The sequence below is a fragment of the Streptomyces sp. NPDC058335 genome, from assembly GCF_042723915.1.
Taxonomy (GTDB): domain Bacteria; phylum Actinomycetota; class Actinomycetes; order Streptomycetales; family Streptomycetaceae; genus Streptomyces.
In genome coordinates, this window is sequence record NZ_JBHXHX010000003.1 from 296,723 (window position 1) to 322,566 (window position 25,844).

General features: G+C 71.4%; 21 protein-coding genes. 15 read left to right on the forward strand and 6 right to left on the reverse strand.

Annotation, left to right across the window (positions count from 1 at the left end; genetic code table 11):
* Positions 1-28 precede the first annotated feature (28 nt).
* Together ACFWJX_RS07195 and ACFWJX_RS07200 are read right to left on the reverse strand one after the other, a co-directional pair.
* On the reverse strand, positions 29-2,995 hold the full coding sequence (locus ACFWJX_RS07195; protein ID WP_383238058.1) for a tetratricopeptide repeat protein: 2,967 nt from the start codon (positions 2,993-2,995) through the stop codon (positions 29-31).
* Positions 2,992-4,836: an HSP90 family protein gene (locus tag ACFWJX_RS07200; RefSeq protein WP_383238061.1), complete on the reverse strand. Its 1,845-nt coding sequence runs from the start codon at positions 4,834-4,836 to the stop codon at positions 2,992-2,994. Before ACFWJX_RS07200 ends, ACFWJX_RS07195 begins: the two co-directional genes overlap by 4 nt.
* Positions 4,837-5,002: 166 nt before the next feature.
* Here ACFWJX_RS07200 and ACFWJX_RS07205 point away from each other — a divergent pair, with 166 nt between their 5' ends.
* The 8 genes from ACFWJX_RS07205 (at position 5,003) to mutM (ending at position 13,471) form a co-directional block, all read left to right on the forward strand.
* Positions 5,003-8,221, forward strand: a complete 3,219-nt coding sequence (locus tag ACFWJX_RS07205) for a helicase-related protein (protein WP_383238063.1) — start codon at positions 5,003-5,005, stop codon at positions 8,219-8,221.
* Between the two features lie 106 nt (positions 8,222-8,327).
* Complete coding sequence (rsmD, locus tag ACFWJX_RS07210; protein WP_383238065.1) at positions 8,328-8,915, forward strand: 16S rRNA (guanine(966)-N(2))-methyltransferase RsmD; 588 nt, start codon at positions 8,328-8,330, stop codon at positions 8,913-8,915.
* A gap of 26 nt (positions 8,916-8,941) precedes the next feature.
* Complete coding sequence (gene coaD / locus ACFWJX_RS07215; RefSeq protein WP_383238483.1) at positions 8,942-9,421, forward strand: pantetheine-phosphate adenylyltransferase; 480 nt, start codon at positions 8,942-8,944, stop codon at positions 9,419-9,421.
* Between the two features lie 99 nt (positions 9,422-9,520).
* Positions 9,521-10,633, forward strand: coding sequence for an ATP synthase F0 subunit B (locus ACFWJX_RS07220; RefSeq protein ID WP_383238068.1), 1,113 nt, complete (start codon positions 9,521-9,523; stop codon positions 10,631-10,633).
* A 176-nt stretch (positions 10,634-10,809) separates the two neighbouring features.
* Positions 10,810-11,463, forward strand: coding sequence for a YceD family protein (locus ACFWJX_RS07225; RefSeq protein ID WP_383238071.1), 654 nt, complete (start codon positions 10,810-10,812; stop codon positions 11,461-11,463).
* A gap of 2 nt (positions 11,464-11,465) precedes the next feature.
* Positions 11,466-11,639: a 50S ribosomal protein L32 gene (gene rpmF, locus ACFWJX_RS07230; protein WP_073491177.1), complete on the forward strand. Its 174-nt coding sequence runs from the start codon at positions 11,466-11,468 to the stop codon at positions 11,637-11,639.
* A gap of 7 nt (positions 11,640-11,646) precedes the next feature.
* Entirely contained in the window at positions 11,647-12,465 is an 819-nt protein-coding gene (gene rnc / locus ACFWJX_RS07235) for a ribonuclease III (RefSeq protein WP_383238074.1), read from the forward strand.
* A gap of 121 nt (positions 12,466-12,586) precedes the next feature.
* Positions 12,587-13,471 carry a bifunctional DNA-formamidopyrimidine glycosylase/DNA-(apurinic or apyrimidinic site) lyase gene (gene mutM / locus ACFWJX_RS07240; protein WP_383238076.1) on the forward strand — a complete coding sequence of 295 codons (885 nt, stop codon included), beginning with the start codon at positions 12,587-12,589 and terminating at the stop codon, positions 13,469-13,471.
* Here mutM and ACFWJX_RS07245 read toward each other — a convergent pair.
* Positions 13,444-13,845 carry a winged helix-turn-helix transcriptional regulator gene (locus ACFWJX_RS07245; protein WP_383238079.1) on the reverse strand — a complete coding sequence of 134 codons (402 nt, stop codon included), beginning with the start codon at positions 13,843-13,845 and terminating at the stop codon, positions 13,444-13,446. The two genes, mutM and ACFWJX_RS07245, sit on opposite strands and share 28 nt — an antisense overlap.
* A gap of 134 nt (positions 13,846-13,979) precedes the next feature.
* Here ACFWJX_RS07245 and ACFWJX_RS07250 point away from each other — a divergent pair, with 134 nt between their 5' ends.
* On the forward strand, positions 13,980-14,570 hold the full coding sequence (locus ACFWJX_RS07250; RefSeq protein ID WP_383238082.1) for a flavodoxin family protein: 591 nt from the start codon (positions 13,980-13,982) through the stop codon (positions 14,568-14,570).
* 47 nt (positions 14,571-14,617) lie between these two features.
* Here ACFWJX_RS07250 and ACFWJX_RS07255 read toward each other — a convergent pair whose 3' ends face one another.
* Complete coding sequence (locus tag ACFWJX_RS07255; RefSeq protein WP_383238084.1) at positions 14,618-15,772, reverse strand: CAP domain-containing protein; 1,155 nt, start codon at positions 15,770-15,772, stop codon at positions 14,618-14,620.
* Between the two features lie 222 nt (positions 15,773-15,994).
* Here ACFWJX_RS07255 and ACFWJX_RS07260 point away from each other — a divergent pair, with 222 nt between their 5' ends.
* From ACFWJX_RS07260 to ACFWJX_RS07275, 4 genes are all read left to right on the forward strand, one after another.
* The gene (locus tag ACFWJX_RS07260; protein ID WP_383238087.1) at positions 15,995-16,276 is read left to right on the forward strand and encodes an acylphosphatase; all 282 of its coding nucleotides are present in this window, start codon (positions 15,995-15,997) and stop codon (positions 16,274-16,276) included.
* A gap of 381 nt (positions 16,277-16,657) precedes the next feature.
* The gene (locus tag ACFWJX_RS07265) at positions 16,658-16,861 is read left to right on the forward strand and encodes a hypothetical protein (RefSeq protein ID WP_383238090.1); all 204 of its coding nucleotides are present in this window, start codon (positions 16,658-16,660) and stop codon (positions 16,859-16,861) included.
* Positions 16,862-17,082: 221 nt separating this feature from the next.
* Positions 17,083-20,688, forward strand: coding sequence for a chromosome segregation protein SMC (gene smc / locus ACFWJX_RS07270; RefSeq protein WP_383238092.1), 3,606 nt, complete (start codon positions 17,083-17,085; stop codon positions 20,686-20,688).
* Positions 20,689-20,942: 254 nt separating this feature from the next.
* Positions 20,943-22,361 carry a sugar porter family MFS transporter gene (locus ACFWJX_RS07275; protein WP_383238094.1) on the forward strand — a complete coding sequence of 473 codons (1,419 nt, stop codon included), beginning with the start codon at positions 20,943-20,945 and terminating at the stop codon, positions 22,359-22,361.
* Between the two features lie 88 nt (positions 22,362-22,449).
* Here the strand turns inward: ACFWJX_RS07275 and ACFWJX_RS07280 are convergent, their stop codons facing one another.
* Complete coding sequence (locus ACFWJX_RS07280) at positions 22,450-23,421, reverse strand: LLM class flavin-dependent oxidoreductase (protein WP_383238097.1); 972 nt, start codon at positions 23,419-23,421, stop codon at positions 22,450-22,452.
* 91 nt (positions 23,422-23,512) lie between these two features.
* Between ACFWJX_RS07280 and ACFWJX_RS07285 the strand changes: the two genes are divergently transcribed.
* Both ACFWJX_RS07285 and ftsY read left to right on the forward strand, forming a co-directional pair.
* A complete protein-coding gene (locus tag ACFWJX_RS07285) occupies positions 23,513-23,683 on the forward strand; it encodes a hypothetical protein (RefSeq protein WP_383238100.1) in 171 nt (56 codons plus the stop codon).
* A 90-nt stretch (positions 23,684-23,773) separates the two neighbouring features.
* On the forward strand, positions 23,774-24,976 hold the full coding sequence (gene ftsY / locus ACFWJX_RS07290; protein ID WP_383238103.1) for a signal recognition particle-docking protein FtsY: 1,203 nt from the start codon (positions 23,774-23,776) through the stop codon (positions 24,974-24,976).
* A gap of 117 nt (positions 24,977-25,093) precedes the next feature.
* On the opposite strand, the gene ACFWJX_RS07295 is transcribed toward ftsY, so the two are convergent.
* A complete protein-coding gene (locus ACFWJX_RS07295) occupies positions 25,094-25,750 on the reverse strand; it encodes a bifunctional DNA primase/polymerase (RefSeq protein ID WP_383238105.1) in 657 nt (218 codons plus the stop codon).
* Positions 25,751-25,844 lie beyond the last annotated feature (94 nt).

Here is a 25,844-nt window from a genome sequence, read left to right on the forward strand (position 1 = left end):
GCCGCCCGGCACCTCCACCCCGGCCCCGCTACCCCAGTTCCGCCGTCGCCTCATCCGCCGCCTGAAGCAGCTGCTCCGCCTCCGCCCGCCGCGCCCGTACGGTCTCCTCGTCCCCGCCCTCGAAGTCGGGGTCGGTCTCCGCTTCCGCGTACGCCCTGAGCACCGCACGCGCGCGTGCCGCTGCCTGCGAGGGACGCCCCAGGTCGGCCTCCAGCCAGCCCGCGGCCAGCTCCGCGCCGGTGCGCGGCGGAAGGGCGGCGTCCTCGAGGGAGACGAACACCGCGACCGCCTCCGACATCTGGGACAGCGCCCCCTCCATGGCGGCACGGATCGAGTCGTCGTCGGCGTCCTCGGCGGCCGAGCGGGCCAGGAGATCGCCGAACTGTCGGTGCGTGTGGCCGAGTTCGAGGACCAGCCGCTGGCGCGTCTCCTCGTCGTCCGCCACCTCCAGCGCGTCCGCGCACTCCCCGACGGCGCCCGCCATCAGCTTGCGCGCCGGGTCCGCGCCGTCCTGCGTGCGCAACGCCAGCCACGCGCGGGCCCGCAAGGACCGCACCAGCCCGTGCACGTTGCCCAGGGAGCGCCACAGGTCGCCCGCGCGCGCGTACGCCCGGTCCGCTTCGGCGTGCAGCCCCGCCTGGCCGAGTGACTCGGCGGCGAGGTGCGCCAGCGTCGCGTGGTCGTGCTGCTCGGGCCAGTGCCGGGCGGTCTCGGCGGCCTGCAACCGGCGTTCGGCGGCGGCCCGGTGCTCGCCCAGCTCGCTCAGACAGTCGCCGAGCCACCACTGCGTCTGCACGACCGCCCCGTCGCCGTGCGCCTCGGCGGTCAGGTCGGCCAGCGCCGACTCCAGCACCTCCGCGGCCTCGGCCCACCGGCCCTGCCGCACCAGGAACCCGCCCAGCTGGTGCCGCGCCCACGCGCCGAACGTCGGGCCCTCGCCGGCCTCGTCGGCCCAGTGCGCCGCCTCCAGGGCGTGCTCGGCGGCCTCGTCCGCCGCCCCCCGGCCCCCGACGACCTCGGCGAGCTGGAGGTGCAGCTGCGCCCGGCCGACCGGCTCCAGGAACCGGCCACCGTGCTCCAGGGCCGCCCGCAGCGCCCGCTCCGTCTCCACCATGTCGCCCAGGTGGTGCGCGAGCCCCGCCAGCTTGGCCTCGTACTCCACGGCGAACCAGGGCAGCCCCGCCCCGACGAACTCCGCGGCGGCCCGCGCGAACAGCTCGGCGCCCGCCTCCGCGTCGCCCGTGCGCGCGGTCAGCTCGGCCAGCATCGCGTGCCCCTCGGCGACCCGCGCGACGAGCCGTACGTCGTCCCCTGCCCGCCCCTCGACGAGCGCGAGCAGCTCCCGTACGGCCGCCTCGGCCTCCGTCAGGGCCCGCTCGGCGACGGGGCCCTCGGCCTCGTGGACGCGCCGCATCAGGATCCGCGCCCGGCCCATGAGGACCCCCGCCGCCTGCCGCACCTCCGTGCCGCCCTCGGCGTACAGGGCGAGCACCCGGTCGTACGGCCCGGCGACCGCGGCGAGCGCCTCGTCGATCTCTCCGGCGAGCGCGCGGACGTAGGCCCCGCGCGCGCGTGCCGCCAGAGCCTCACCGGGGTCGCCCGCCTCCGCGTACAGCCCGGCGGCCTGCTCGAACGTTTCGGCGCCCTCCGGGCCCAGCTCCATCGCCTGATGGTCGGCGATCTCCGCGCGGTCACGCGCGTCCAGCTCGGCCCCCTGATCCCCCTCCGCGGCCAACGCCACCGCCGCCCACGCCTCCACGGCGTGCGGCTGCAACGTGTCCGACAGCCGCCGCGCCTCGGCGAGCAGCGCGGGCAGATCCGGCGCACCCGCATCCTCCGCCGCGGGCGGAGCCGGGGGAACGACCGCAGGAGCCGACGGACGTACCGCGCGCACGCCCAGCGGCAGCCGCTCCACCAGCGGCTCCTGCGCCATACGCGCGCGTGCCCGCTCACTGATGTGCGACGTGCCGTTGCGCTCGTCGAACCGCGCGGCCAGCGCGAGCGCCTCCCCGCGCGCGTGGACGGCCAGATCGGCCGCCGTCCACACCCGCCCGGCCGGCCCGGGGACCTGCTGTCCGCCCAGGCCCAGCGCGGACAGCCGCTCCATGAGCAGCACGACCACACTCAGGAAGTCCAGCCTGCTGCGCGGCTGCCCGTCGTCCGTGAAGTACGCCGGGCGCTCCGCGAGCAGCTCCAGGCCCCGCGCCTCGTTGCCGGTCAGCGCGCAGAACTCCACATGGTCGGCGTACGCGCCCCGCATGCTCTCCATCGCCCGCACCAGCCGGAAGCCGCGCAGGTGATGCGCGCGCGCCTCCTCCAGGCGGCCCAGCCGCAACAGTGGCACCAGGGACGACGCGAGCGCGTTGTGCGGCTCGTGCGCGCACGTGTACGCGCCCTCCAGCACGGGTGCCCACAGCTCCAGGGCCTCGGCGTCCCGGCCCTGCTCAGCCCGCCACCAGCCCTGCCCCTGCAACTCGCACGCGTGGCAGTCGGCCATGCTGTCGCGGTCCGCGGCCAGCCAGGCCGCGAACGCGCGCTCGGCCCGCTCCTCGTCCCCGACATGCGCGGCCACACTGAACTCGGCGCTGCGCACGGCCCGCTCGGAGTGCCCGGCGAGCCGGTAGCGGTGTTCCATCTCGCCGAGCCACTTCTCCACCGACGCCAGCGGAACGTGCGGCTGGTCGAGCATGCCGGCCGACATCCACTTGAAGACCCAGTGCAGTGAGTGTGTCTCGTGCGCGTCGAAGTCCTCGGGCCGTTCGTCCCACATGCGCAGCAGGCGCGCGAACGGGACGAACATCCTGTCCTTCTCGGAGCTGTAGTTGTAGACCTTCAGCTGGTGTCCGAGCGCCTCGATCACGGCGAGCGGGATGTTCAGCTTCTCGGCCTCCGCCAGCAGCAGTTCCGCGCGCGCGTTGCGGGCCGGGCCCTCCGGCTGCTCGCCGTTCTCCGCCATCGCCCGGCGCAGGGAGTCGAAGTCCGTGATCGCGGTCATCGCCGGCCGTCCTCCTCAGGTGTGGCTTCCCCGTGCGTGGCCCACTCCAGCAGGCCGATGAACGCCCGGTTCAGGAGCGCGGAGTCCGCCGGCCGCAGCGGCCGCTGCGCCATCAGCAGCGCCTGCCCGTACAGCGACTCCGTGGCGGTGCCGATCAGCTCGGCGTCCCGCAGGGAACTGATCCGCCGGATCAGTGGGTTGAGATGGTTGAGCACCAGACGCGCGCGCGGGGCGCTGCCGCGCAGCGAGCCCAGGATGCCCGCCCACAGGTCGTCGGCCTGCGACTCGGCGTCGGCCCGCGCCTGCTCGTGCCGGGCCGCCCGGTCGTCCAGGTGCAGCGCGGGCACCGACAGCGGGTGGAAGGCGCGCAGGACGACGTCACAGCCCAGCGGGTCGAGCCTCGCCCGCGCGGCCGCCAGGAAACCCGACAGCGCCAGCTCCTCCGCCGCGTCCACGGCGTCCAGGTGCGCGGTCACGGTGTCCGCGTCCAGCTCGGTGACCACCGTCCCCGGCCGCACCGACGGCAGCGCCTCGACCAGCTCGCTGTCGTACGTGTAACCGCCGTTGATCACGCCGACACCCTGGGCGGACGCGATCGGCGCGACCTGCCGGTACTCCTCCACGGTCCGGGTGAAGTGCACCACCGGATGCCGCTGCGCGAACTCCTCCAGCGACAGCCGCCCGTCGGTCGTCTCGAACGGCAGCCACGGCAGCATCGTCCGCAGCATCTCCCTGTCGTGCCGCGCCAGGGACTTCACCCCCAGGTGGTGCACGGCCAGGAACGCCCCCAGCCGCTCCGGATCCCCGGCCGCCAGCCCCGTCAGCCATGCCCGGATCCGCTCGCCCAGCGCCTCCCGTACGGCCGCCAGCGTCTCGTCCTCGTACAGCGACTCGCGCGAGGCCGTGGGCCGCAGGCTGTCGGTGTCCAGGACGCAGCGCACGAAGAACGCCCAGTCGGGCAGCAGCTGTTCGGCCCGGTCGGTCAGCAACATGCCCTTCAGATGCACCCGGTGACCCGCCCGCTGGGCGGGACTGACCGCGGCCGGCAGCACGTACGCCACCCCGCGGATCCCCGCCAGCGGAACGTTCAGCTCGACCGAGTCCAACGGCGTGAACCCGAACAGCTCATGACAGTGCCGGGCCAGCGCCACCCGCCGGTTCGCGGGAGAGGCGTACGGCCGGTCCCACGGCGCCGGCAGATCGGTGACCGCCTCCTCGCCGACCTTGACGTCGTACGGAAGCAGTGAGCCGAAGTCGCGCGCCAGTTGCAGGACCCGCTGCCCGGTGAGCCACTCCGCGGCACCGGCCCGCGCCACCAGATGCACGGTCGTGCCCGGCTCGGGGCGCTCGTCGTGGGGCAGCGTCCGCACGGTGTACGAACCGTCGTCGCGGGCCGTCCACTCCACCGGCGGCGCGCCGGGCGTACGGGAACTGCGGCTGACCACGCGGATGCGCTCGGCGACCACGAAGCAGGCCAGCAACCCGATGCCGAACTGCCCGAGGAAGTCGGAGCGGGCCTCCTGAAGCCCGTCCGCCCGCTTGGAACTGCGTCCGATGGTGGCCAGCAGGCTGTGCACGTCGGACTCGGTGAGCCCGACGCCGGAATCCTCCACCCGCAGCTCCCCGTCCGAGGCGAACAGCCGCACCCGCGCCGGGGCGCCGGGCTCCTCCGCCCGCCGGGCGGTGATGGCGTCCACGGCGTTCTGGAGCAGTTCGCGCAGATAGACCCTGGGACTGGAGTAGAGGTGATGGGACAGGAGGTCCACCAGGCCACGCAGGTCGACCTGGAACGTATGAGGTGACGGTGATGCCTGGGATGACGGTGAGGTCTGGGAGTCCATCGCTGCTGCGCCGCGGCTTGGGGAGATCGACGGCGCGGGGTCGGGCGGTCCCGGTGGGGCGGTGACCGCGGGGGATGGCCGGAGCGCGCCATCCTAGAGCCGGAACGAGCCGCCTGACCAGGGGTTTCGGGATATGTATACGGCAATGTCAGTGGGGTGGTGTGCAATGGATCTCGTGCCCGCGCTCGAAGAACCGCTCAAAAAGGTGCTTGGCCCACCGACCGCGAAGGTGATGGCCGAGCACCTCGGCCTGCACACCGTCGGCGACCTGCTGCACCACTACCCGCGCAGATACGAGGAGCGTGGCCAGCTCACGCACCTCGCCGACCTCCCGATGGACGAGCACGTCACCGTGGTCGCCCAGGTCGCCGACGCCCGCCTGCACACCTTCGCCTCGTCCAAAGCCCCCCGCGGCAAGGGCCAGCGCCTGGAGGTCACCATCACCGACGGCAGCGGCCGCCTCCAGCTGGTCTTCTTCGGCAACGGCGTGCACAAGCCCCACAAAGAACTCCTGCCGGGCACCCGCGCGATGTTCTCCGGCAAGGTGTCCCTCTTCAACCGCCGCCTCCAGCTGGCCCATCCGGCGTACGAGCTGCTGCGCAGCGACACCGACGAGACCGTCGAGACCTGGGCCGGCGCCCTCATCCCGATCTACCCGGCGACCGCCAAACTCGAGTCCTGGAAGATCGGCAAGGCGATCCAGACGGTCCTGCCCAGCGCCCAGGAAGCCGTCGACCCGCTTCCGGACTCCCTGCGCGAGGGCCGCGGCCTGCTCCCGCTGCCCGAGGCCCTCCTCAAGATCCACCGCCCGCAGACCAAGGCCGACATCGAGGACGCCCGCGCCCGCCTGAAGTGGGACGAGGCCTTCGTCCTCCAGGTCGCCCTGGCCCGCCGCCGCCACGCCGACGCCCAACTCCCGGCCGTCCCCCGCGAACCCGCCCCCGACGGCCTGCTCTCCGCCTTCGACGACCGGCTCCCCTTCACCCTCACCGAGGGCCAGCAGAAGGTCTCGAAGGAGATCTTCGACGACCTGGCGACGAACCACCCGATGCACCGGCTGCTCCAGGGCGAGGTCGGTTCGGGCAAGGCCCAGCCACTCGACTCCCTCGTGCTCACCCCTGCCGGTTTTCGCCGTATGGGGGATATGAAGGTGGGCGACGAGATCGTCGTGCCGGATGGCGAGATCGCGGTGATCGACGGCGTCTTCCCACAAGGGGAGCGCGATGTCTGGCGCCTCGTTCTGTCCGACGGCAGCTCCGTCGAATGCGACGACGAACATCTGTGGATCGTTGGCACGAGCTGCGGTTGGCACCGCGGACAGGCTCCCAAGGTCATGACGACCCGCGACATCCGGCTGGACACGCTCAAGGCCGACGGATCGTCCAAGTGGTACATCCCGGCGGCGACACCGGTCGATATCGGCGGCGACTCGGGACCGCCACTGGATCCCTACCTGTTCGGCCTGCTTCTGGGGGACGGCTCGTTCCGGCACAACCTGCGGCTGTCCACAGTCGACTCCGAGATTCGCGATGCCGTGACGGCGGCCGTGGCCCCCGAGTGCCGACTGGTACCCGTGATCGGCTCTGGCTGCGACTACACGATCCAACTGACGACGCGAGCGGGAGGCGTGCGGAATCCCGTGATCCAGACCTTGCGCGAGCTGAATCTGTGGGGCCTGACATCGCACGGAAAGTTCGTCCCGGACGAGTTCAAGAACACCTCGGTCAAGAACCGTCTCGCCCTGCTGCAAGGGCTCATGGACACTGACGGCACCGTCCACGCGGACGGCATGAGTGTCTCGCTCCGCTCGGCGTCACGAAGGCTCGCGGACGACGTCGCGTGGATCGCGCGCTCACTGGGCGGCCGAGCGAGGGTCCTGCCGAAGCGAGCCGCCTTCAACGTCCATGTGTCCCTGCCCGAGCAGTACCCACCGTTCCGGTTGACCCGCAAGGCGAACCGCGTAGGCCCCCGCCCGAAGTACGACACCTTCCGACGGGGAATCCGCGCTGTCGAGTACGTCGGACGCAAGCCGGTCCAGTGCATCAGCGTCGCCCACCCGAGCCGGGCCTACGTCACCGACAACTTCACGGTGACGCACAACACGATGGTGGCCCTGCGCGCCATGCTCGCCGTCGTCGACGCGGGCGGGCAGGCCGCCATGCTCGCGCCCACCGAGGTGCTCGCCCAGCAGCATCACCGCTCCGTCGTGGAGATGATGGGGAACCTGGCCGAGGGCGGGATGCTCGGCGGGGTCGAGGACGCCACCAAGGTCGTGCTGCTCACCGGGTCGATGGGAGCCGCCGGGCGGCGGCAGGCGCTGCTGGACCTCGTCACCGGCGAGGCCGGCATCGTCATCGGCACGCACGCGCTGATCGAGGACAAGGTGCAGTTCCACGACCTGGGGCTGGTCGTGGTCGACGAGCAGCACCGGTTCGGCGTCGAGCAGCGGGACGCCCTGCGCGGCAAGGGCAAGCAGCCTCCGCATCTCCTCGTCATGACCGCCACGCCCATTCCGCGCACGGTCGCCATGACGGTCTTCGGCGACCTGGAGACCTCCGTGCTGGACCAGCTCCCGGCCGGACGTTCCCCCATCGCCAGCCATGTCGTCCCCGCCGCCGACAAACCGCACTTCCTGGCCCGAGCCTGGGAGCGGGTCCGCGAGGAGGTCGAGGGCGGCCATCAGGCGTACGTGGTCTGCCCCCGCATCGGCGACGAGGAGGACGACCCCAGGAAGGCCAAGAAGAAGGCGCCGGAGGACGAGGCGGAGAAGCGCCCGCCGCTCGCGGTCCTGGAGGTGGCCGACCAGCTCGCCCGGGGCCCGCTCCAGGGGCTCAGGGTCGAGGTGCTGCACGGCCGTATGCCCCCCGACGACAAGGACGCCGTGATGCGGCGCTTCGCCGCGGGGGACACCGACGTCCTGGTCGCCACGACCGTCATCGAGGTCGGGGTCAACGTGCCGAACGCCACCGCGATGGTCATCATGGACGCCGACCGCTTCGGCGTCTCCCAGCTGCACCAGCTGCGTGGCCGGGTCGGCCGCGGCTCGGCCCCCGGACTCTGCCTCCTCGTCTCCGAGATGCCCGAGGCCAGCCCCGCCCGCCAGCGCCTCGACGCGGTCGCCGCCACCCTCGACGGCTTCGAGCTGTCCCGCATCGACCTCGAACAGCGCCGCGAGGGCGACGTCCTGGGCCAGGCCCAGTCCGGCGCCCGCTCCAGCCTGCGGGTACTCGCCGTCATCGAGGACGAGGAGATCATCGCGGAGGCGCGGGAAGAGGCGGCGGCGATCGTCGCCTCGGACCCGGAACTGACCGGACTTCCCGGCCTCCGGACGGCGCTGGACGCCCTGCTGGACGAGGAGAGGGAGCAGTATCTGGAGAAGGGGTGAGCCGGACGGCCTCGGGAGCGCGGGGCGGTAATCCTTATGCGGCTATCGCCGGGTGTGCGCGACCAGCCACAATGAACCCAAAGACGCCCACGACCAAGGACCGAAGATGACCCGCGTGATCGCCGGCAGCGCCGGCGGACGTCGCCTGGCCGTCCCGCCAGGGACCGGTACCCGCCCCACCTCCGACCGCGCACGCGAGGCCCTCTTCTCCACCTGGCAGTCCCTGCTGGGCGGCGCCCCCCTCGACGGCGAACGCGTCCTGGACCTGTACGCCGGCTCCGGCGCCGTGGGGCTGGAGGCCCTCTCCCGGGGGGCGAGCCACACCCTGCTCGTCGAGGCCGACGCGCGGGCGGCCCGCACGATCCGGGAGAACGTGAGGAGCCTCGGCCTGCCCGGCGCCGAGGTCCGGGCCGGCAAGGCCCGGCAGATCATCCAGACCCCGCCGGCGGAGCCGTACCACCTCGTCTTCCTCGATCCCCCGTACGCCGTCAGCGACGACGATCTTCGCGAGATCCTGCTCACACTCCGCTCGCAGGGGTGGCTCGCGGCGGAAGCCCTCGTCACCGTGGAGCGCAGCACCAGAGGCGGCATCTTCGACTGGCCGGACGGGTTCGAAGCGATCCGGTCCCGTCGTTACGGCGAGGGAACGTTTTGGTACGGTCGCGCCGCCTCTACGTGCGAAGACGCACGATGACCGGACCGGAGAGCGAGGGATCACAAGTGCGCCGCGCCGTCTGTCCCGGGTCGTTCGACCCGATCACCAACGGACATCTCGACATCATTTCCCGCGCCTCCCGTCTGTACGACGAGGTCTATGTCGCGGTGATGATCAACAAGTCCAAGAAGGGCCTGTTCGAGATCGAGGAGCGGATCGACCTGATCCGCGAGGTGACCGCCGAGTACGGAAACGTCCGCGTCGAGGCCTTCCACGGCCTCCTCGTCGACTTCTGCAAACAGCGCGACATCCCGGCCATCGTCAAGGGCCTGCGCGCGGTCAGCGACTTCGACTACGAGCTGCAGATGGCCCAGATGAACAACGGCCTCTCCGGTGTCGAGACGCTGTTCGTCCCCACCAACCCCACCTACAGCTTCCTGTCGTCCTCCCTGGTCAAAGAGGTCGCGACCTGGGGCGGCGACGTGTCCCACCTCGTCCCGCCGCTGGTCCTCGAAGCACTCGCCGAACGGCTGCGCAAGGACTGACCGCCTGACGGCCCGTCATCCGGTGTCCGCCGGACACCTCATGGCCGTACAGTCGTTCCGTCCGTCTCCAACACAGCTGTAGAGAGTGGCGAGCAACCGGTGGACGTGCAGAAGAAGCTCGACGAGATCGTCACGGCGGTCTCCAGTGCCCGGTCGATGCCGATGTCGGCTTCGTGCGTGGTCAACCGCGCCGAACTGCTCGCCCTGCTCGAAGAGGTGCGGGAGGCCCTGCCCGACTCCCTCGCCCAGGCGCGGGAGCTGATCGGCGGCCGCGAGCAGATGGTCGAGCAGGCCCGCCAGGAGGCCGACCGGATCATCTCGACCGCGCATGCCGAGCGTGGCTCCCTGATCTCCGACACCGAGATCGCCCGCCGCTCCCAGGCCGAGGCCGACCGCATCCTGGCCGAGGCCCGCAAGGAGGCCGAGGACATCCGCGCCGAGGCCGACGACTACGTCGACTCCAAGCTCGCCAACTTCGAGGTCGTCCTCACCAAGACCCTCGGCTCCGTCGGCCGCGGCCGCGAGAAGCTCCTCGGCACCGGTCCCGGCGTCGACGAGCAGGGCTACGCGGACGAGGACGCCCCCGAGCGCAGCCACGACCCCGAGACCCTGCGCCGCGACGCCGACGCCTACGTCGACGTCAAGCTCGGCGCCTTCGAGGCGGTCCTGGCCAAGACCCTGGACGCCGTCGGCCGCGGCCGGCAGAAGCTGCACGGCCGGATCGCCAGCGACGACCTCAGCTCCCTCGCCGACGACCACACGACGTTCCAGCACTCCTCCGACGCCGACTACCTCGCCGACCTCGCCACCCTCACGGAGCAGGAGACCCCGGCCGAGCAGCCCGCCCCGCGGTCGTACGAGCAGCCGCAGGAGGCGTATTCCCCCAGTCTCGACTTCGCTCGACCGGGAGGGGCCCCCTTCCAGCAGCAACAGCAGCAGCCGGACCCCTACGGCGGCGGCTACCAGCAGCAGGGCTACGGCCAGCAGCAGGACGCCTACGGCTACCAGCAGGCCGACCCGTACGCGTACCAGGGCTACGACACCCAGCAGCCGCCGTACGACCCGCAGCAGGCCGGGCAGCAGCAGCCCCATGCACCTCAGATGCCCCAGCAGGAGCAGCCGGGGTACGCCCTCGACGAGACCAGCCTGTTCGACACCGGCATGATCAGCGCCGAGCAGCTGCGCGCGTACGAACAGGGCCGAGGCCTGTAGGAGCCGGCCCCCAGAGGTGTCCGGAACGGGGTCCGGGGCGGGGTCCCGGACCCGGATTGGGCTGTGGGCGAATGCTCCAGTATCCTGGCCCTTCGGTCGTGTGTAGGTCCGCGATCGCCGCTGCCCGCAACACCTGAGGGCGGCGGCCCCCATAGCACGGAAGATCGAAAGCAGGAATGGCTCTGAACGCCCGCCTTGACCACCGCAACCCTCTCGTGTTCGACACGCACGAGCTGGGGCGGCGTCCTGGCGCGCTCCAGCGTCTGTCCCGTGAGATCGAAGCCCCCGCGGATCTCGGGATCCAAGGGGTCATCGGAGTGCCGGAAGGCGCCCCGGTGAAGCTGGAACTCCGACTCGAGTCGGTCATGGACGGAGTGCTTGTCACAGGCACCGCCCGTGCACAGGCCGAGGGGGAGTGCGTAAGGTGTCTGGAGCCGGTCGAGCTGGAGCTCGAAGCGGACTTCCAGGAGATGTTTTCGTACCCTGACGCCGACGACCGGGGCCGCGTGAAGGCGGAACCGGCCGACGACGCCGAGGAAGACGAGGACAGGCTCTTTCTCGAGGACGGCTTGTTCGACCTCGAGCCTGTGCTGCGTGATGCGGTGGTGCTCGCACTGCCGATGCAGCCGGTGTGCCAGGACGACTGTCCCGGTCTGTGCTCCGAATGCGGAGCGCGGCTGGCGGACGACCCGGACCACCACCATGACGCCGTCGACATCCGTTGGGCGGCACTGCAGGGACTCGCCGGTTCACCTGAAGACGGCGAGAAGGACGAGATGAGCGGCGACGCGCCTCGATCAGCACGCGCCGCCGAGAAGCAGGAGAAGTAGCCGTGGCTGTTCCGAAGCGGAAGATGTCGCGCAGCAACACGCGCCACCGCCGGTCGCAGTGGAAGGCTGCGGTCCCCAACCTGGTTGCGTGCGAGCGCTGCCACGAGCCCAAGCTGCAGCACATTGCGTGCCCGTCTTGCGGCACCTATAACAAGCGCCAGGTCCTCGAGGTCTGAGCGGCTGGTGAGAGGCTTCATGTCTGACGCCAAGGCGGATTCAGTCGCCAAGAAAAAGGCGGAGAACACGGCCTCGTCCCACACGCTTCTGGAAGGGCGGCTCGGCTATCAGCTCGAGTCCGCCCTTCTGGTGCGTGCGCTGACCCACCGTTCCTACGCATACGAGAACGGCGGTCTGCCGACGAACGAGCGGCTGGAGTTCCTCGGGGACTCCGTGCTCGGCCTCGTCGTCACGGACACGCTGTATCGCACCCACCCCGACCTGCCCGAAGGCCAACTGGCCAAGTTGCGGGCCGCGGTGGTCAACTCGCGTGCGCTGGCGGAGGTCGGTCGTGGACTCGACCTGGGCTCCTTCATCCGGCTCGGCCGGGGCGAAGAGGGCACGGGCGGCCGGGACAAGGCATCCATCCTCGCCGACACCCTGGAAGCGGTGATCGGTGCGGTCTATCTCGACCAGGGCCTCGAAGCGGCCTCCGAACTGGTGCACCGCCTGTTCGACCCGCTGATCGAGAAGTCCTCGAACCTCGGTGCCGGCCTGGACTGGAAGACCAGTCTCCAGGAACTCACCGCGACCGAAGGACTCGGCGTGCCCGAGTACCTGGTCACGGAGACCGGTCCCGATCACGAGAAGACCTTCACTGCTGCCGCCCGCGTCGGAGGCGTCTCGTACGGCACCGGCACCGGCCGCAGCAAGAAGGAGGCGGAGCAGCAGGCCGCCGAGTCCGCCTGGAGGTCCATCCGGGCCGAGGCGGACGAGCGTGCCAAGGCGGCTCAGGCCGTAGTGGCCGCTGACGGCCCCGCGGAGCAGGAGTCCGCCTCCGCCTGACAACAGCACTGCCGGTACCGACAGCGGCATCGCCGGTTCCGACAGCACTGACGTGCACCGAGCGCCCGCCCCGCAGCAGGGGCGGGCGCTCTGTCCGTACATGAGGGAGTGACGGGTTCCTATGCCCGAGTTGCCTGAGGTCGAGGTCGTCCGGCGCGGTCTGGAGCGGTGGGTCGCCCATCGCACGGTCGCCGAGGCCGAGGTCCTGCACCCGCGTGCCGTACGCCGTCATGTGGCCGGCGCCGACGACTTCACGCACCGCCTCAAGGGGCACCGGGTCGGTGTCCCGAGCCGACGCGGCAAATATCTGTGGCTGCCGCTGGAGGACACGGGGCAAGCGATTCTGGCGCACCTCGGCATGAGCGGTCAGCTCCTGGTGCAGCCGCAGGGGTCTCCGGACGAGAAGCACCTGCGCATCCGGGTCCGCTTCGCCGACGCGCTGACATCAGCCGCTGCCGCAGCGGGGGCCACCGAGCTGCGCTTCGTCGACCAGCGCACCTTCGGCGGTCTGTCGCTGCACGACACCACCCCCGACGGGCTGCCCGACGTCATCGCGCACATCGCCCGCGACCCCCTCGACCCGCTGTTCGACGACGAGGCCTTCCACCAGGCACTCCGCCGCAGGCGCACCACCATCAAGCGGGCCCTGCTCGACCAGTCGCTGATCAGCGGCGTCGGCAACATCTACGCCGACGAGGCGTTGTGGCGCTCCCGCCTCCACTACGACCGTCCCACGGCCGGCTTCACCCGCCCGCGCACCCTCGAACTGCTCGGCCATGTCCGGGACGTGATGCGCGAGGCCCTCGCCGTCGGCGGCACCAGCTTCGACAGCCTGTACGTCAACGTCAACGGGGAGTCGGGCTACTTCGACCGGTCGCTGGACGCCTACGGACGCGAGGGACTGCCCTGCAAGCGCTGCGGCACGCCGATGCGCCGACGGCCCTGGATGAACCGGTCCAGTTACTTCTGCCCGAAGTGTCAGAGGCCGCCGCGCGTCTCGTCGTAACGCCCGCGGGACGCCAGGACCTCGTCCATCCGCCCCTCCACCAGGTGGATCAGGCTCAGGAGCCGCTCGGCGACCTCGTGGCCCAGGGGGGTCAGTTCGTAGTCCACGCGGGGCGGGTTGGTCGACTGTGCCTCGCGGTGCACCAGGCCGTCGCGCTCCAGCGCGTGCAGCGTCTGGGACAGCATCTTCTCGCTGACGCCGTCGACGCGTCGGCGCAGCTCGTTGAAGCGCAGCGAACCCTCGTGCAGGGCTCCCAGGGTGAGAGCGCCCCAGCGTCCCGTGACGTGTTCCAGCGTGCCGCGCGAAGGGCAGGCCTTGGCGAACACGTCGTACGGGAGGTCCTGCGCCGGGGTGCGCTCCTGAATGCCGGTCATCCCACAAGCGTACTCGAACGCAGCGCTAACCGGCGGGTTGCACTAACTATAAGTTAGTGCTTTCCTTTCGTCATTGGTGGTGAGCTGCTGTCCCGCTCAGCCGACTCCCTTTCCCTGCCCCGAGGAGTACGCACGTGACCTCCCCCGTTGTCTCCATCGCCCACCACTCCGGCTACGGCCACACCGCCGTTCTCGCGGAGGCCGTCCGCTCCGGTGCCGTCCAGGCCGGTGCCGAGGCGCACCTGATCAAGGTCGACGAGATCACCGAGGAGCAGTGGGCGGTGCTCGACCGCTCGGACGCGATCGTGTTCGGCTCGCCCACCTACATGGGCACGGCATCGGCCGCCTTCCACGCGTTCGCCGAGGCGACCTCCGCCCGCTGGGCCACCCAGGACTGGAAGGACAAGCTGGCCGCCGGCTTCACCAACTCCGGTTCCAAGAGCGGCGACAAGCTGCACACCCTCCAGTACTTCCAGATCCTCGCCGCACAGCTCGGCATGCACTGGGTCAACCTGGGCCTGCTCCCCGGCTGGAACAGCAGCACGGGCTCCGACACCGACCTCAACCGCCTCGGCGTCTTCCTCGGAGCGGCCGCCCAGACCAACGTCGACGAGGGCCCCGACGCCGTCCACAAGGCGGACCTCGCCACGGCGGAACACCTGGGCCGCCGGGTCACGGAGACGGCGAAGGCCTTCGGCGCGGGCCGGACGGCCCCGGCCGCCTAGGGGCCGTCTTCGGGGCTGCGGGCCGGAATCCGGCCCGGGAGCGCTGCCTAGTAGCCGAAGTCCTGCGTCCACCAAGGGCCACCGGAGCCGAGGTGCACGCCGACGCCCAGGGTCTTGAAGTCGCAGTTCAGGATGTTGGCGCGGTGGCCGGGGCTGTTCATCCAGGCCTCCATGACGGCTGCCGCGTCGGCCTGGCCGCGGGCTATGTTCTCGCCGCCGAGGTCGGTTATGCCGGCCTTCTCGGCGCGGTCCCACGGGGTCGCGCCGTCCGGGTCGGTGTGGTCGAAGAAGCCCCTTGCCGCCATGTCCTCGCTGAAGTCCTGCGCGAGGTCGGCCAGCGAACTGTTCGCGGAGACGGCACTGCACCCGACCTTGGCGCGCTCCTCGTTGACGAGGTTCAGCACCTCGGCCGCGGCCTGGACCTCGGCCGAGACCGTCACCGGCGTCCTGGCCTTCTCCGGGGCCTTCTCGGGGGCCTTCGTCGGCGCCTTGGACGGGGTCTTCCTCGGCTCCTTCGTCGGCGTGGCCTTCGGCTTCTCGGTGGTCGCCGACGCGCTCGGCGACGCCGTGGAGGCCGACGGGGAGGGCGAGGCAGGGGTCGAGGCCGGAGCGGAGGCCGAGGGTGAGGTGGAACGGCCGGCGTCGCGGCTGGTCGGCGTACCGGCGCGGTCGGTCTCGGCCGAGCCGGAGGTGCCGCCCTGCTCGGAGGCCGAGTTGGTGGGCGAGTCGGCGGCCTGGACCCGGTCGCCCGCGCCGCCGCCCCCGCCCAGCCGGTAGTTGTCGAGGCCGGGCACCACGCCCGTGGCCACCGCGACCGTGCCGAGGGCGACCGCCGCGGACATCCCGAGCAGACCGGTCTTGACCGGCGTCACGGCCTTCCGCTTGCGGCGACGGCCCGCGCCGCCCCGGCCCCCGGCCGGAGTGAAGCCGTCGGACCCGAAGCCGTTCGACGCGAACTCGTCCGAGGCGAAGGCCGCGCTGTCCTCGGCGGTCCGTGCGCGCTCGTCGTCCGGGGCGAACAGGTACGCCTGGCTCCGGGCGACCGTGTCGGCGTACGCCTCAGGGTTCAGGTAGGGCGCGATGCCCATGGTGGGGTGGTCGCCGCCGTACCCGTCCCGCACGGCGCGGCCTTCCGGGTACGAGCCGTCGGTGTGGCCGGCCGCCGTGGCGCGGCCGGCGGCGGAGCGTCGGTGGCGTCCCATGTTCTGGCCTTCCTCGTCCAACTGGTCCGGGCGGAGTCCCCGTCGACTGATGTGTGTGGGGCCCCGTGGTCGACCGGCGCCGCTGCGGCGCATGACTCCTCATGGTCAACCTGACTCACTCGATCGAGTGAGTTTCATATGAGATTCACTGGGTCGGGACGGTACCGCATGCCGCTGGGGGAGGAAGTGGCCCGAGTGACATTGCCTGGTTAGGTTGCACCCATGAGCGAGGATGTACGGCTGGTCGCCTGGGTCCGCGGACACGTGCAGGGCGTGGGTTTCCGCTGGTTCACGCGGGCGAAGGCGCTGGAGATCGGCGGGCTGAGTGGCTTTGCTCTCAATCTGGCCGACGGCCGGGTCCAGGTGGTCGCCGAGGGCCCCCGAAAAGGCTGCGAGGGACTGCTCGAGTGGCTCGAGAGTGACGACACGCCCGGCCGCGTGGACGGAGTCACAGAGATATGGGACACACCCCGCGGCGGCTACGACGGCTTCGCGATCCGCTGACGATCGCGAGCGGAGCCGCCCCGCGGAAGCGCAAGGTCGTGCCGGCAGCACCCGTCTCCAGCAGAAAAGGGGCAGGTGGTTGCCGAGAATCGCTTGCGTCGGCAGGCTCCGCACGCAAGGATGATCGCCACGCCCCGAGGGTCCCGAAGGAGTCGCAGCGCCGCCGTTTGAGGCCGCGCGCACCAGGGTTGCCCGCCAATACGGGGCGTGATCGTGTTGACCGTCAAACTTTTTGGTGAGACGCTAAAAGCACCCCGCGCACCTAGCTGTTTGGCATGGATGAACGGCAAGAAGTACAAGATCCAGTCAACACCGCGGGTGCGAAATCCCTCACGACCCACACCGCTTCGGTCGGTCACTCAGTGTGGAGGACCATCCATCATGGCAAAGGCGCTTCTCGGTTACGTCGGCGGCTCCGACCCGCGACTCCTCTCCGAGATGCGACGGCTCCAGCAGCGCGTCCAGGACCTGGAAAACGAGCTCGGACGAATCCAGGCCGAGAACGACGCTCTGACGGCTGCCGCTTCTCACGACAGGTTCATGGAGAGCATCGACGCACACCAGGCGGAGCCTGCGCTCACCTGATCGCTGCACTGCTCCACAACAGCACACGCAGTGGTCGGGCGGCTCATGAAACCGCGTCGGACCGCTAAGTCTGCAGAGTTTGCAAGGGACGCTTCGGCGTCCCTTCTTTCTTTCCCCGTGCATCCTTTCACTGCCTTTAACGTCTGGTCTGCCCTGCGCGTTCGGGGGTGAAACCGCGGGTTCATGAAGTGAGACATCGACGCGCGGTAAAGTCCAGCGGCGTGCACCTCAAGGCCCTGACCCTCCGAGGGTTCAAGTCGTTCGCTTCCGCGACCACACTCCGGTTCGAGCCGGGCATCACGTGTGTCGTCGGACCCAACGGCTCGGGCAAGTCCAACGTCGTGGACGCCCTCAGCTGGGTCATGGGCGAGCAGGGCGCCAAGTCGCTGCGCGGCGGCAAGATGGAGGACGTCATCTTCGCCGGCACCACCGGCCGCCCCCCGCTGGGCCGCGCCGAGGTGTCCCTCACCATCGACAACTCCGACGGGGCCCTGCCCATCGAGTACGCCGAGGTCACCATCACGCGGATCATGTTCCGCAACGGCGGCAGCGAGTACCAGATCAACGGCGACACCTGCCGGCTCCTCGACATCCAGGACCTGCTGTCCGACTCCGGCATCGGCCGCGAGATGCACGTCATCGTCGGCCAGGGCCAGCTCGACTCCGTGCTGCACGCCGACCCCATGGGCCGCCGCGCGTTCATCGAGGAGGCCGCGGGCGTCCTCAAGCACCGCAAGCGCAAGGAGAAGGCGCTCAGGAAACTCGACGCGATGCAGGCCAACCTCGCGCGGGTGCAGGACCTGACGGACGAACTGCGCAGACAGCTGAAGCCGCTGGGCCGACAGGCAGCCGTCGCCCGCCGCGCCGCCGTCATCCAGGCCGACCTGCGCGACGCCCGCCTGCGCCTCCTCGCCGACGACCTCGTACGGCTGCGCGAGGCGCTCACCTCGGAGATCGCCGACGAGGCCGCCCTCAAGGAACGCAAGGAAGCCGCCGAGCAGGAGCTGCGCAAGGCACTCCAGCGCGAGGCCCTCCTGGAGGACGAGGTCCGCAGGCTCGCGCCCCGGCTCCAACGGGCCCAGCAGACCTGGTACGAGTTGTCCCAGCTCGCCGAACGCGTCCGCGGCACGGTCTCGCTGGCCGACGCCCGCGTGAAGAGCGCAACCTCCGCGCCTCCCGAGGAGCGGCGCGGCCGCGACCCCGAGGACCTGGAGCGCGAGGCCGCCCGCATCCGTGAGCAGGAGGCAGAACTGGAGGCCGCCCTCGAAGCGGCCCGGCACGCCCTCGACGACACCGTCTCCCACCGCGCCGACCTGGAGCGGGAACTGGCAGTCGAGGAGCGGCGGCTGAAGGACGTCGCCCGCGCGATCGCCGACCGGCGCGAGGGCCTCGCCCGGCTGCACGGCCAGGTCAACGCGGCCCGCTCACGCGCCGCCTCCGCCCAGGCCGAGATCGACCGGCTGGCCGCCGCCCGCGACGAGGCGCGGGAACGGGCGGTCACGGCCCAGGAGGAGTACGAGGCACTGAAGGCGGAGGTCGACGGGCTCGACGCCCACGATCAGGAGCTAGGCGAGCGGCACGACGAGGCCAAGCGGCGCCTCGCCGAGGCCGAGACCACCCTGACCGCCGCCCGCGAGGCGGTCACCGCGGCCGAACGCACACGCGCCGCCACCCAGGCCCGCCACGAGGCCCTCGCCCTGGGGCTACGCCGCAAGGACGGCACGGGCGCGCTCCTCGACGCGAAGGACCGCCTCACCGGCCTGCTCGGCCCGGCCGCGGAACTCCTCACCGTCACCCCCGGCCACGAGGTCCCGCTCGCCGCGGCCTTCGGGGCCGCCGCCGACGCCCTCGCCGTCACCACCCCGTCCGCCGCCGCCGAAGCCATCCGCCTCCTGCGCAAACAGGACGCGGGCCGGGCGGCACTCCTGCTGGCGGGAGCGCCGGAGGAGCCCGCGTCCGACAGCACCCCGGCCCTGGCGGGAGCCACGGGCGGCGATGCCGGAAACGGCGCGTCCGGAGCCGTAGGGCCGACCTTCGCCGCCGATCTGGTCCGTGCGCCTTCCGAGCTGATGCCCGCCGTGCGGCGGCTGCTGCGGGGCGTTGTCGTCGTCGGGACGCTGGAGGACGCCGAGGATCTGGTCTACGCGCGGCCCGAGCTGACCGCCGTCACCGCCGAAGGCGACCTGCTCGGGGCGCACTTCGCGCAGGGCGGATCCGCCGGGGCGCCCAGTCTGCTGGAGGTGCAGGCCTCCGTCGACCAGGCCGCCGCCGAGCTGGACGAGCTGGCCGTGCGGTGCGCCGAGCTGACCGAGGGGCAGCGTGCGGCGGGGGAGCGGCGCCGGGAGTGTGCCGCGTCGGTCGAGGAGCTGGGGGAGCGGCGGCGGGCCGCCGACCGGGAGAAGTCGGCCGTCGCCCAGCAGCTCGGGCGGCTCGCCGGGCAGGCGCGCGGTGCCGCCGGGGAGGCCGAGCGGTCCGCCGCCGCGGCCGCCCGTGCGCAGGAGGCGCTCGACAGGGCCGTCGAGGAGGCCGAGGAGCTGGCCGAGCGGTTGGCCGTCGTCGAGGAGATGCCGCTGGAGGAGGAGCCCGACACCTCCGTGCGGGACCGGCTGTCCGCCGACGGGGCGAACGCACGGCAGACCGAGATGGAGGCGCGGCTCCAGGTCCGTACGCACGAGGAGCGGGTCAGGGGGCTCGCCGGGCGGGCCGATGCGCTGGACCGGGCCGCGCGGACGGAACGTGAGGCACGCGCGCGTGCCGAGCAGCGCCGGGCGCGGCTGCGGCACGAGGCCGCTGTCGCGGAGGCCGTCGCCGCCGGTGCGCGGCAGTTGCTCGCGCACGTCGACGTGTCGCTCGGCCGGGCCGAGCGGGGGCGGGTCGCCGCCGATGCCGCCAAGGCGCGGCGGGAGCAGGAGCTGGCCGCCGCCCGGACCGCCGGGCGCGACCTCAAGGCGGAACTCGACAAGCTGACGGACTCGGTCCACCGGGGAGAGGTGCTCGGCGCCGAGAAGCGGCTGCGGATCGAGCAGCTGGAGACGAAGGCGCTGGAGGAACTGGGCGTCGAACCGGCGGGGCTGGTGTCCGAGTACGGTCCGCGCCAGTTGGTGCCACCGTCGCCCGCCGCCGAGGGCGAGGAGCTGCCGGAGGATCCCGAGGACCCGCGCAACCAGCCCCGGCCGTTCGTGCGGGCGGAGCAGGAGAAGCGGCTGAGGGCGGCGGAGCGGGCGTACCAGCAGCTCGGCAAGGTCAATCCGCTCGCCCTGGAGGAGTTCTCCGCGCTGGAGGAGCGCCACCAGTTCCTCAGCGAGCAGCTGGAGGACCTGAAGAAGACGCGCGCCGACCTGCTTCAGGTGGTGAAGGAGGTCGACGAGCGCGTCGAACAGGTCTTCACCGAGGCGTTCCGCGACACCGCCCGTGAGTTCGAGGGCGTGTTCGGCCGGCTGTTCCCGGGGGGCGAGGGGCGGCTGATCCTGACCGATCCCGACAACATGCTCACCACGGGGGTGGACGTCGAGGCCCGGCCGCCCGGCAAGAAGGTCAAGCGGCTCAGCCTGCTCTCGGGCGGCGAGCGCTCACTGACCGCCGTCGCGATGCTGGTGTCGATCTTCAAGGCCCGGCCGAGTCCGTTCTACGTCATGGACGAGGTCGAGGCCGCCCTCGACGACACCAACCTCCAGCGGCTGATCCGGATCATGGAGGAGCTTCAGGAGTCCTCGCAGCTGATCGTGATCACGCACCAGAAGCGCACGATGGAGGTCGCCGACGCGCTCTACGGTGTCTCGATGCAGGGCGACGGTGTGTCGAAGGTCATCTCGCAGCGTCTTCGCTGAATCCCCGTGCGCTCTACATCTAGTGTGACCAGCATCTTTTCAATCCTTCAAGAAGTGAACACGATCCCCTCACTGCTGGGCAGAAAGCTCACAGCTGTCGACCTATTGACTTCGTAACTTGAAGGCATAGTCTCTGCAACGTTGCTTTTACCTTCAGGTGTGAGCGGCGTTGATCAGTGCGCCACTTGAACCCTCACCTGACAGGGCTCGCCCCCCACCCCCGGCAGCGCTGCCGGGGGGCCCGAGGAGAACACGTGACCAGCACAGCGCAGGCACCTCAGTCAGGAGCCAGGACGGCTCATCCCGATCATCTCGGGCACGTCATCTTCATCGCGGCGGCGGCCGCGATGGGCGGCTTCCTCTTCGGCTACGACAGTTCCGTGATCAACGGCGCCGTCGAAGCCATCCGAGGCCGCTACGACGTCGGCTCGGCGGCCCTGGCCCAGGTCATCGCCATCGCCCTGATCGGCTGCGCCATCGGCGCCGCGACCGCCGGCCGCATGGCCGACCGCATCGGCCGCATCCGGTGCATGCAGATCTCCGCCGTGCTGTTCACAGTCAGCGCCGTCGGCTCGGCGCTGCCCTTCTCGCTGTGGGACCTCGCCTTCTGGCGGGTCGTCGGCGGCTTCGCCATCGGCATGGCCTCGGTCATCGGCCCGGCCTACATCGCGGAGGTCGCCCCGCCCGCCTACCGCGGCCGCCTCGGTTCCTTCCAGCAGGCCGCCATCGTCATCGGCATCGCCGTGTCGCAGCTGGTCAACTGGGGTCTGCTCAACGCCGCCGGCGGCGACCAGCGCGGCGAGATCATGGGCGTCGAGGCCTGGCAGGTCATGCTCGGCGTCATGGTCGTCCCGGCCGTCCTCTACGGTCTGCTCTCCTTCGCGATCCCCGAGTCGCCGCGCTTCCTGATCTCCGTCGGCAAGCACGAGCGCGCCCGCGAGATCCTCATGGAGGTCGAGGGCAAGGATGTCGACTTCGACGCCCGCATCGCCGAGATCGAGCACGCCATGAACAGCGAGCACAAGTCCGGCTTCAAGGACCTGCTCGGCGGCTCCTTCTTCTTCAAGCCGATCGTCTGGATCGGCATCGGCCTGTCGGTCTTCCAGCAGTTCGTCGGCATCAACGTCGCGTTCTACTACTCCTCGACGCTGTGGCAGTCGGTCGGCGTCGACCCGACGGACTCGTTCTTCTACTCGTTCACGACGTCGATCATCAACATCCTCGGCACCGTGATCGCGATGATCTTCGTGGACCGCGTCGGCCGCAAGCCGCTCGCCCTCATCGGCTCCGTCGGCATGGTGATCGGCCTGGCGCTGGAGGCCTGGGCGTTCTCCTTCGACCTGGTCGACGGCAAGCTGCCCGCCACCCAGGGCTGGGTCGCCCTGATCGCCGCCCACATCTTCGTCCTCTTCTTCGCCCTGTCCTGGGGTGTGGTCGTCTGGGTCTTCCTCGGCGAGATGTTCCCGAACAAGATCCGCGCCGCCGCCCTGGGCGTGGCCGCCTCCGCACAGTGGATCGCCAACTGGGCCATCACCGCGAGCTTCCCGTCGCTGGCCGACTGGAACCTCTCCGTGACCTACGTGATCTACACCGCCTTCGCCGCGCTCTCCGTCCCGTTCGTCCTCAAGTACGTCAAGGAGACGAAGGGCAAGACGCTGGAGGAGATGGGCTGAGCCTCCTGCCGAGGCCCCTGAACTCGAGGAGACGGGCCAAGTCCCCGCTGCCCTTCTCCTCGATACCCGTGAGGCGTGCCGCCCCGGTTCACACGGTGAGCCGGGGCAGCACGTTCTCGCAGAACAACCGCAGACTGCGCCACCCCTCCTCCACCGGCATCCCGCCCGCCAGCGGATGCAGGACGAGGCTGTCCAGCCCCTGCGCCACGCACTCGTCCGGCGTCAGGATCCGGTAGACCCCCTCGTCGCGCAGCTCCCGTACGTCCGTTGCCGCCGAGCGCACCGCCGAGCGGATCTCCGCCGACTGCCAGGAGGCGTAGGTGCGGGCCTCGTGCAGGAAGTGTTCGCCGTACGTCGCCCATGCGCGGTCCGGGTCCTCGGCGAGGTGCAGCAGCGCGGTCTCGGCGGCGGGCATCATCACCCAGCCCTCGGTGCCGTACTCCACCAGCCGTTCCTTGTAGTAGGCCTCCAGCTCCGGCAGGTGGGCGCTGGGGAAGAACGGCAGGCCCAGCCGCGCGGCCCGGCGGGCGGCGGCCGGGGAGGAGCCGCCGACCAGCAGCAGGGGGTGCGGCTCGGTGCACGGGCGCGGGGTGACCCGTACCGTACGGCCGCGGTAGGTGAAGTCCTCGCCGGTCCAGGCCTTCAGCAGGGTCTCCAGCAGCTCGTCCTGGAGCCGGCCGCGCCGCTTCCAGTCCACGCCCGCACGGGTGTACTCCTGCGGCCGGTACCCGATGCCGGCGACGGTCACCAGACGGCCGCCGCTCAGCAGGTCCAGCACCGCGATGTCCTCCGCCAGCCGCAGCGGGTCGTGCAGCGGGCCGATGACCGCCGAGACCGTGACCGCGAGCCGCCGGGTCGCCCCGAGGACGGCGCCCGCGAAGGCGAACGGCGAGGGCAGCCAGTTGTTCTCGGCGCCGTGGTGCTCCTCCGTCTGCACGGTGGTGATCCCGTGCGCGTCGGCGTGCACGGCCATCTCCAGGGCCGCCCGGTAGCGGGCGCCGAGCGCCGTGGGGGAGGCGCCGGGGGCGACGAGGTTGAAGCGGACGACGGTGACGGGCACGGTGGGCCCCCCTTCGGGTCTGGAGGGCGGACGCTAGCTGACGGGCCGTCAGATGGCTAGGGTGCGGCGTCCCCGTCTCCACGCTCGGACCATGGCCGAACCCGTCGTACCCACCGAACCGCGGGCGGAGGCCGCAGCGGGGCGGATCGCCCTCTGGCTCGCCCCCGACGACCCGCGCCGGCTCGCCGAGCACTGCTGCTGTCCCGAGAACGCGCCCGCCGAGGTCGCCGAGCGCTGCCCGCGCCTGCGCTTGCGGCCGTGAGCCGCGCTGCACAAGAGCGGGCGGATCGGCTGAGGAACGGGCGGGCCGTCACCCGCCCAGGCCGAGGGGGTCACGCATACTGGCGGTGTTATGGAAACCGTCATCCTTGCTGTAGTCATCGCCGTGGTCGTGCTCGCGGTGCTCGGCGGGCTCGTCGTCGGCAGCCGGCGGAAGAAGCCGCTGCCGCCGCCGCCCCCGGCCGCGCCCGACATCACCGCGCCTCCCGCCGAGCCGCACGTCGGCGACGAGGCCGAGACGCCGCGCGAAGAACCGCGCCGCACGATCGAGGAGGTGGACCTTCCGGGCGGCGGCGCACCCACCGCCGTCGAGGAGCCTCCCGTTGTCGAGGCTCCCGGGATCGAGATCCCGGAGCCCACCGCGGGGCGGCTGATCCGCCTCCGCGCCCGCCTCTCCCGCTCCCAGAACGCCCTCGGGCAGGGACTGCTCACCCTGCTCTCGCGCGAGCACCTCGACGAGGACACCTGGGAGGAGATCGAGGACACCCTCCTCACCGCCGACGTCGGCGTCATGCCCACCCAGGAACTTGTCGAACGCCTGCGCGAGCGTGTGAAGGTGCTCGGTACCCGCACGCCCGACGAACTGCGCTCCCTGCTGCGCGAGGAATTGCTCAAGCTGGTCGGCACCGAGGTCGACCGCGCCGTGAAGACCGAGCCCGAGGGCCGCAAGCCCGGCATCGTGATGGTCGTCGGCGTCAACGGCACCGGCAAGACCACCACCACCGGGAAGCTCGCGCGCGTGCTCGTGGCCGACGGCCGTACGGTCGTCCTGGGCGCCGCCGACACCTTCCGGGCCGCCGCCGCCGACCAGCTCCAGACCTGGGGCGAGCGCGTCGGCGCGCACACCGTGCGCGGGCCCGAGGCCGGTGATCCCGCCTCCGTCGCCTTCGACGCGGTCAAGGAGGGCAAGGAGATGGGGGTCGACGTGGTCCTCATCGACACCGCCGGCCGGCTGCACACCAAGACCGGGCTCATGGACGAGCTGGGCAAGGTCAAGCGGGTCGTGGAGAAGCACGCCCCGCTCGACGAGGTGCTGCTGGTCCTCGACGCCACCACCGGGCAGAACGGCCTCGTGCAGGCCCGGGTGTTCGCCGAGGTCGTCGACATCACCGGCATCGTGCTGACCAAGCTCGACGGCACGGCCAAGGGCGGCATCGTGGTCGCCGTCCAGCGCGAGCTGGGCGTACCGGTCAAGCTCATCGGGCTCGGTGAGGGCGCGGACGATCTCGCGCCGTTCGAGCCGGAGGCCTTCGTCGACGCCCTCATCGGAGAGTGACCGGGTACGGAATCCGGTAGCCGGCGACGAAGAAGCGCCCGCCCCCGAGGTGCAGTCGGGGGACGGGCGCTTCGCCGTGTACGACGTCAGCCGTGCCGCCCGGTCGGCGGGGCGTGGCTATGCACGTGACCGGTGCGCCACGTACGCCAGCGTGCCCAGCAGCAGCCGGGCCGCCGGAGGCTTGGTCGCCGAGTCCAGGGCCGGCGGGCGCAGCCAGCGCACCGGGCCGAGGCCGCCGCGGTCGGAGGGCGGCGCGGTGATGTACGTACCGGGGCCGAGGCCGTACAGGTCGAGGGAGACGGGGTCGTCCCAGCCCATGCGGTAGAGCAGGTCCGGGAGGTCGGCGGCGGCGCCGGGGGCGACCAGGAACTGGGCGCGGCCGTCGGGGGTGGCGGTCACCGGGCCGAGCGGGAGGCCCATGCGCTCCAGGCGCACCAGCGCGCGGCGCCCGGCCGGTTCTGCCACCTCGATCACGTCGAAGGCGCGGCCGACCGGGAGCATCACGGAGGCGCCGGGGAAGTCCGCCCAGGTTCTCGTCACGTCGTCGAGGGTGGCGCCGGCCCGGACCTGGGGCGCGAACTCCAGGGGATGCGCGCCGGGCCTGCGGCAGTCGGAGCGGCCGCAGGAGCAGGCGCCGGCCACGGCGCGCGCGCCCGGCACCGCGTCCCAGCCCCACAGTCCGGTGAACTCGGCGACCGCGGTGCACTCGGACGAGCGACCGCGCCTGCGCGTGCCGGAGCGGATCTCGCGGATGCCGCCGATCGTGAAGCCCATGCCCCCTCCAACGGGTCCGACGCGCGGATGGTTACGTAGCGGACGCATATGGTGACTGTGTGTTCTGACCCCTTCCCGCCACCGCCCGTTCCAG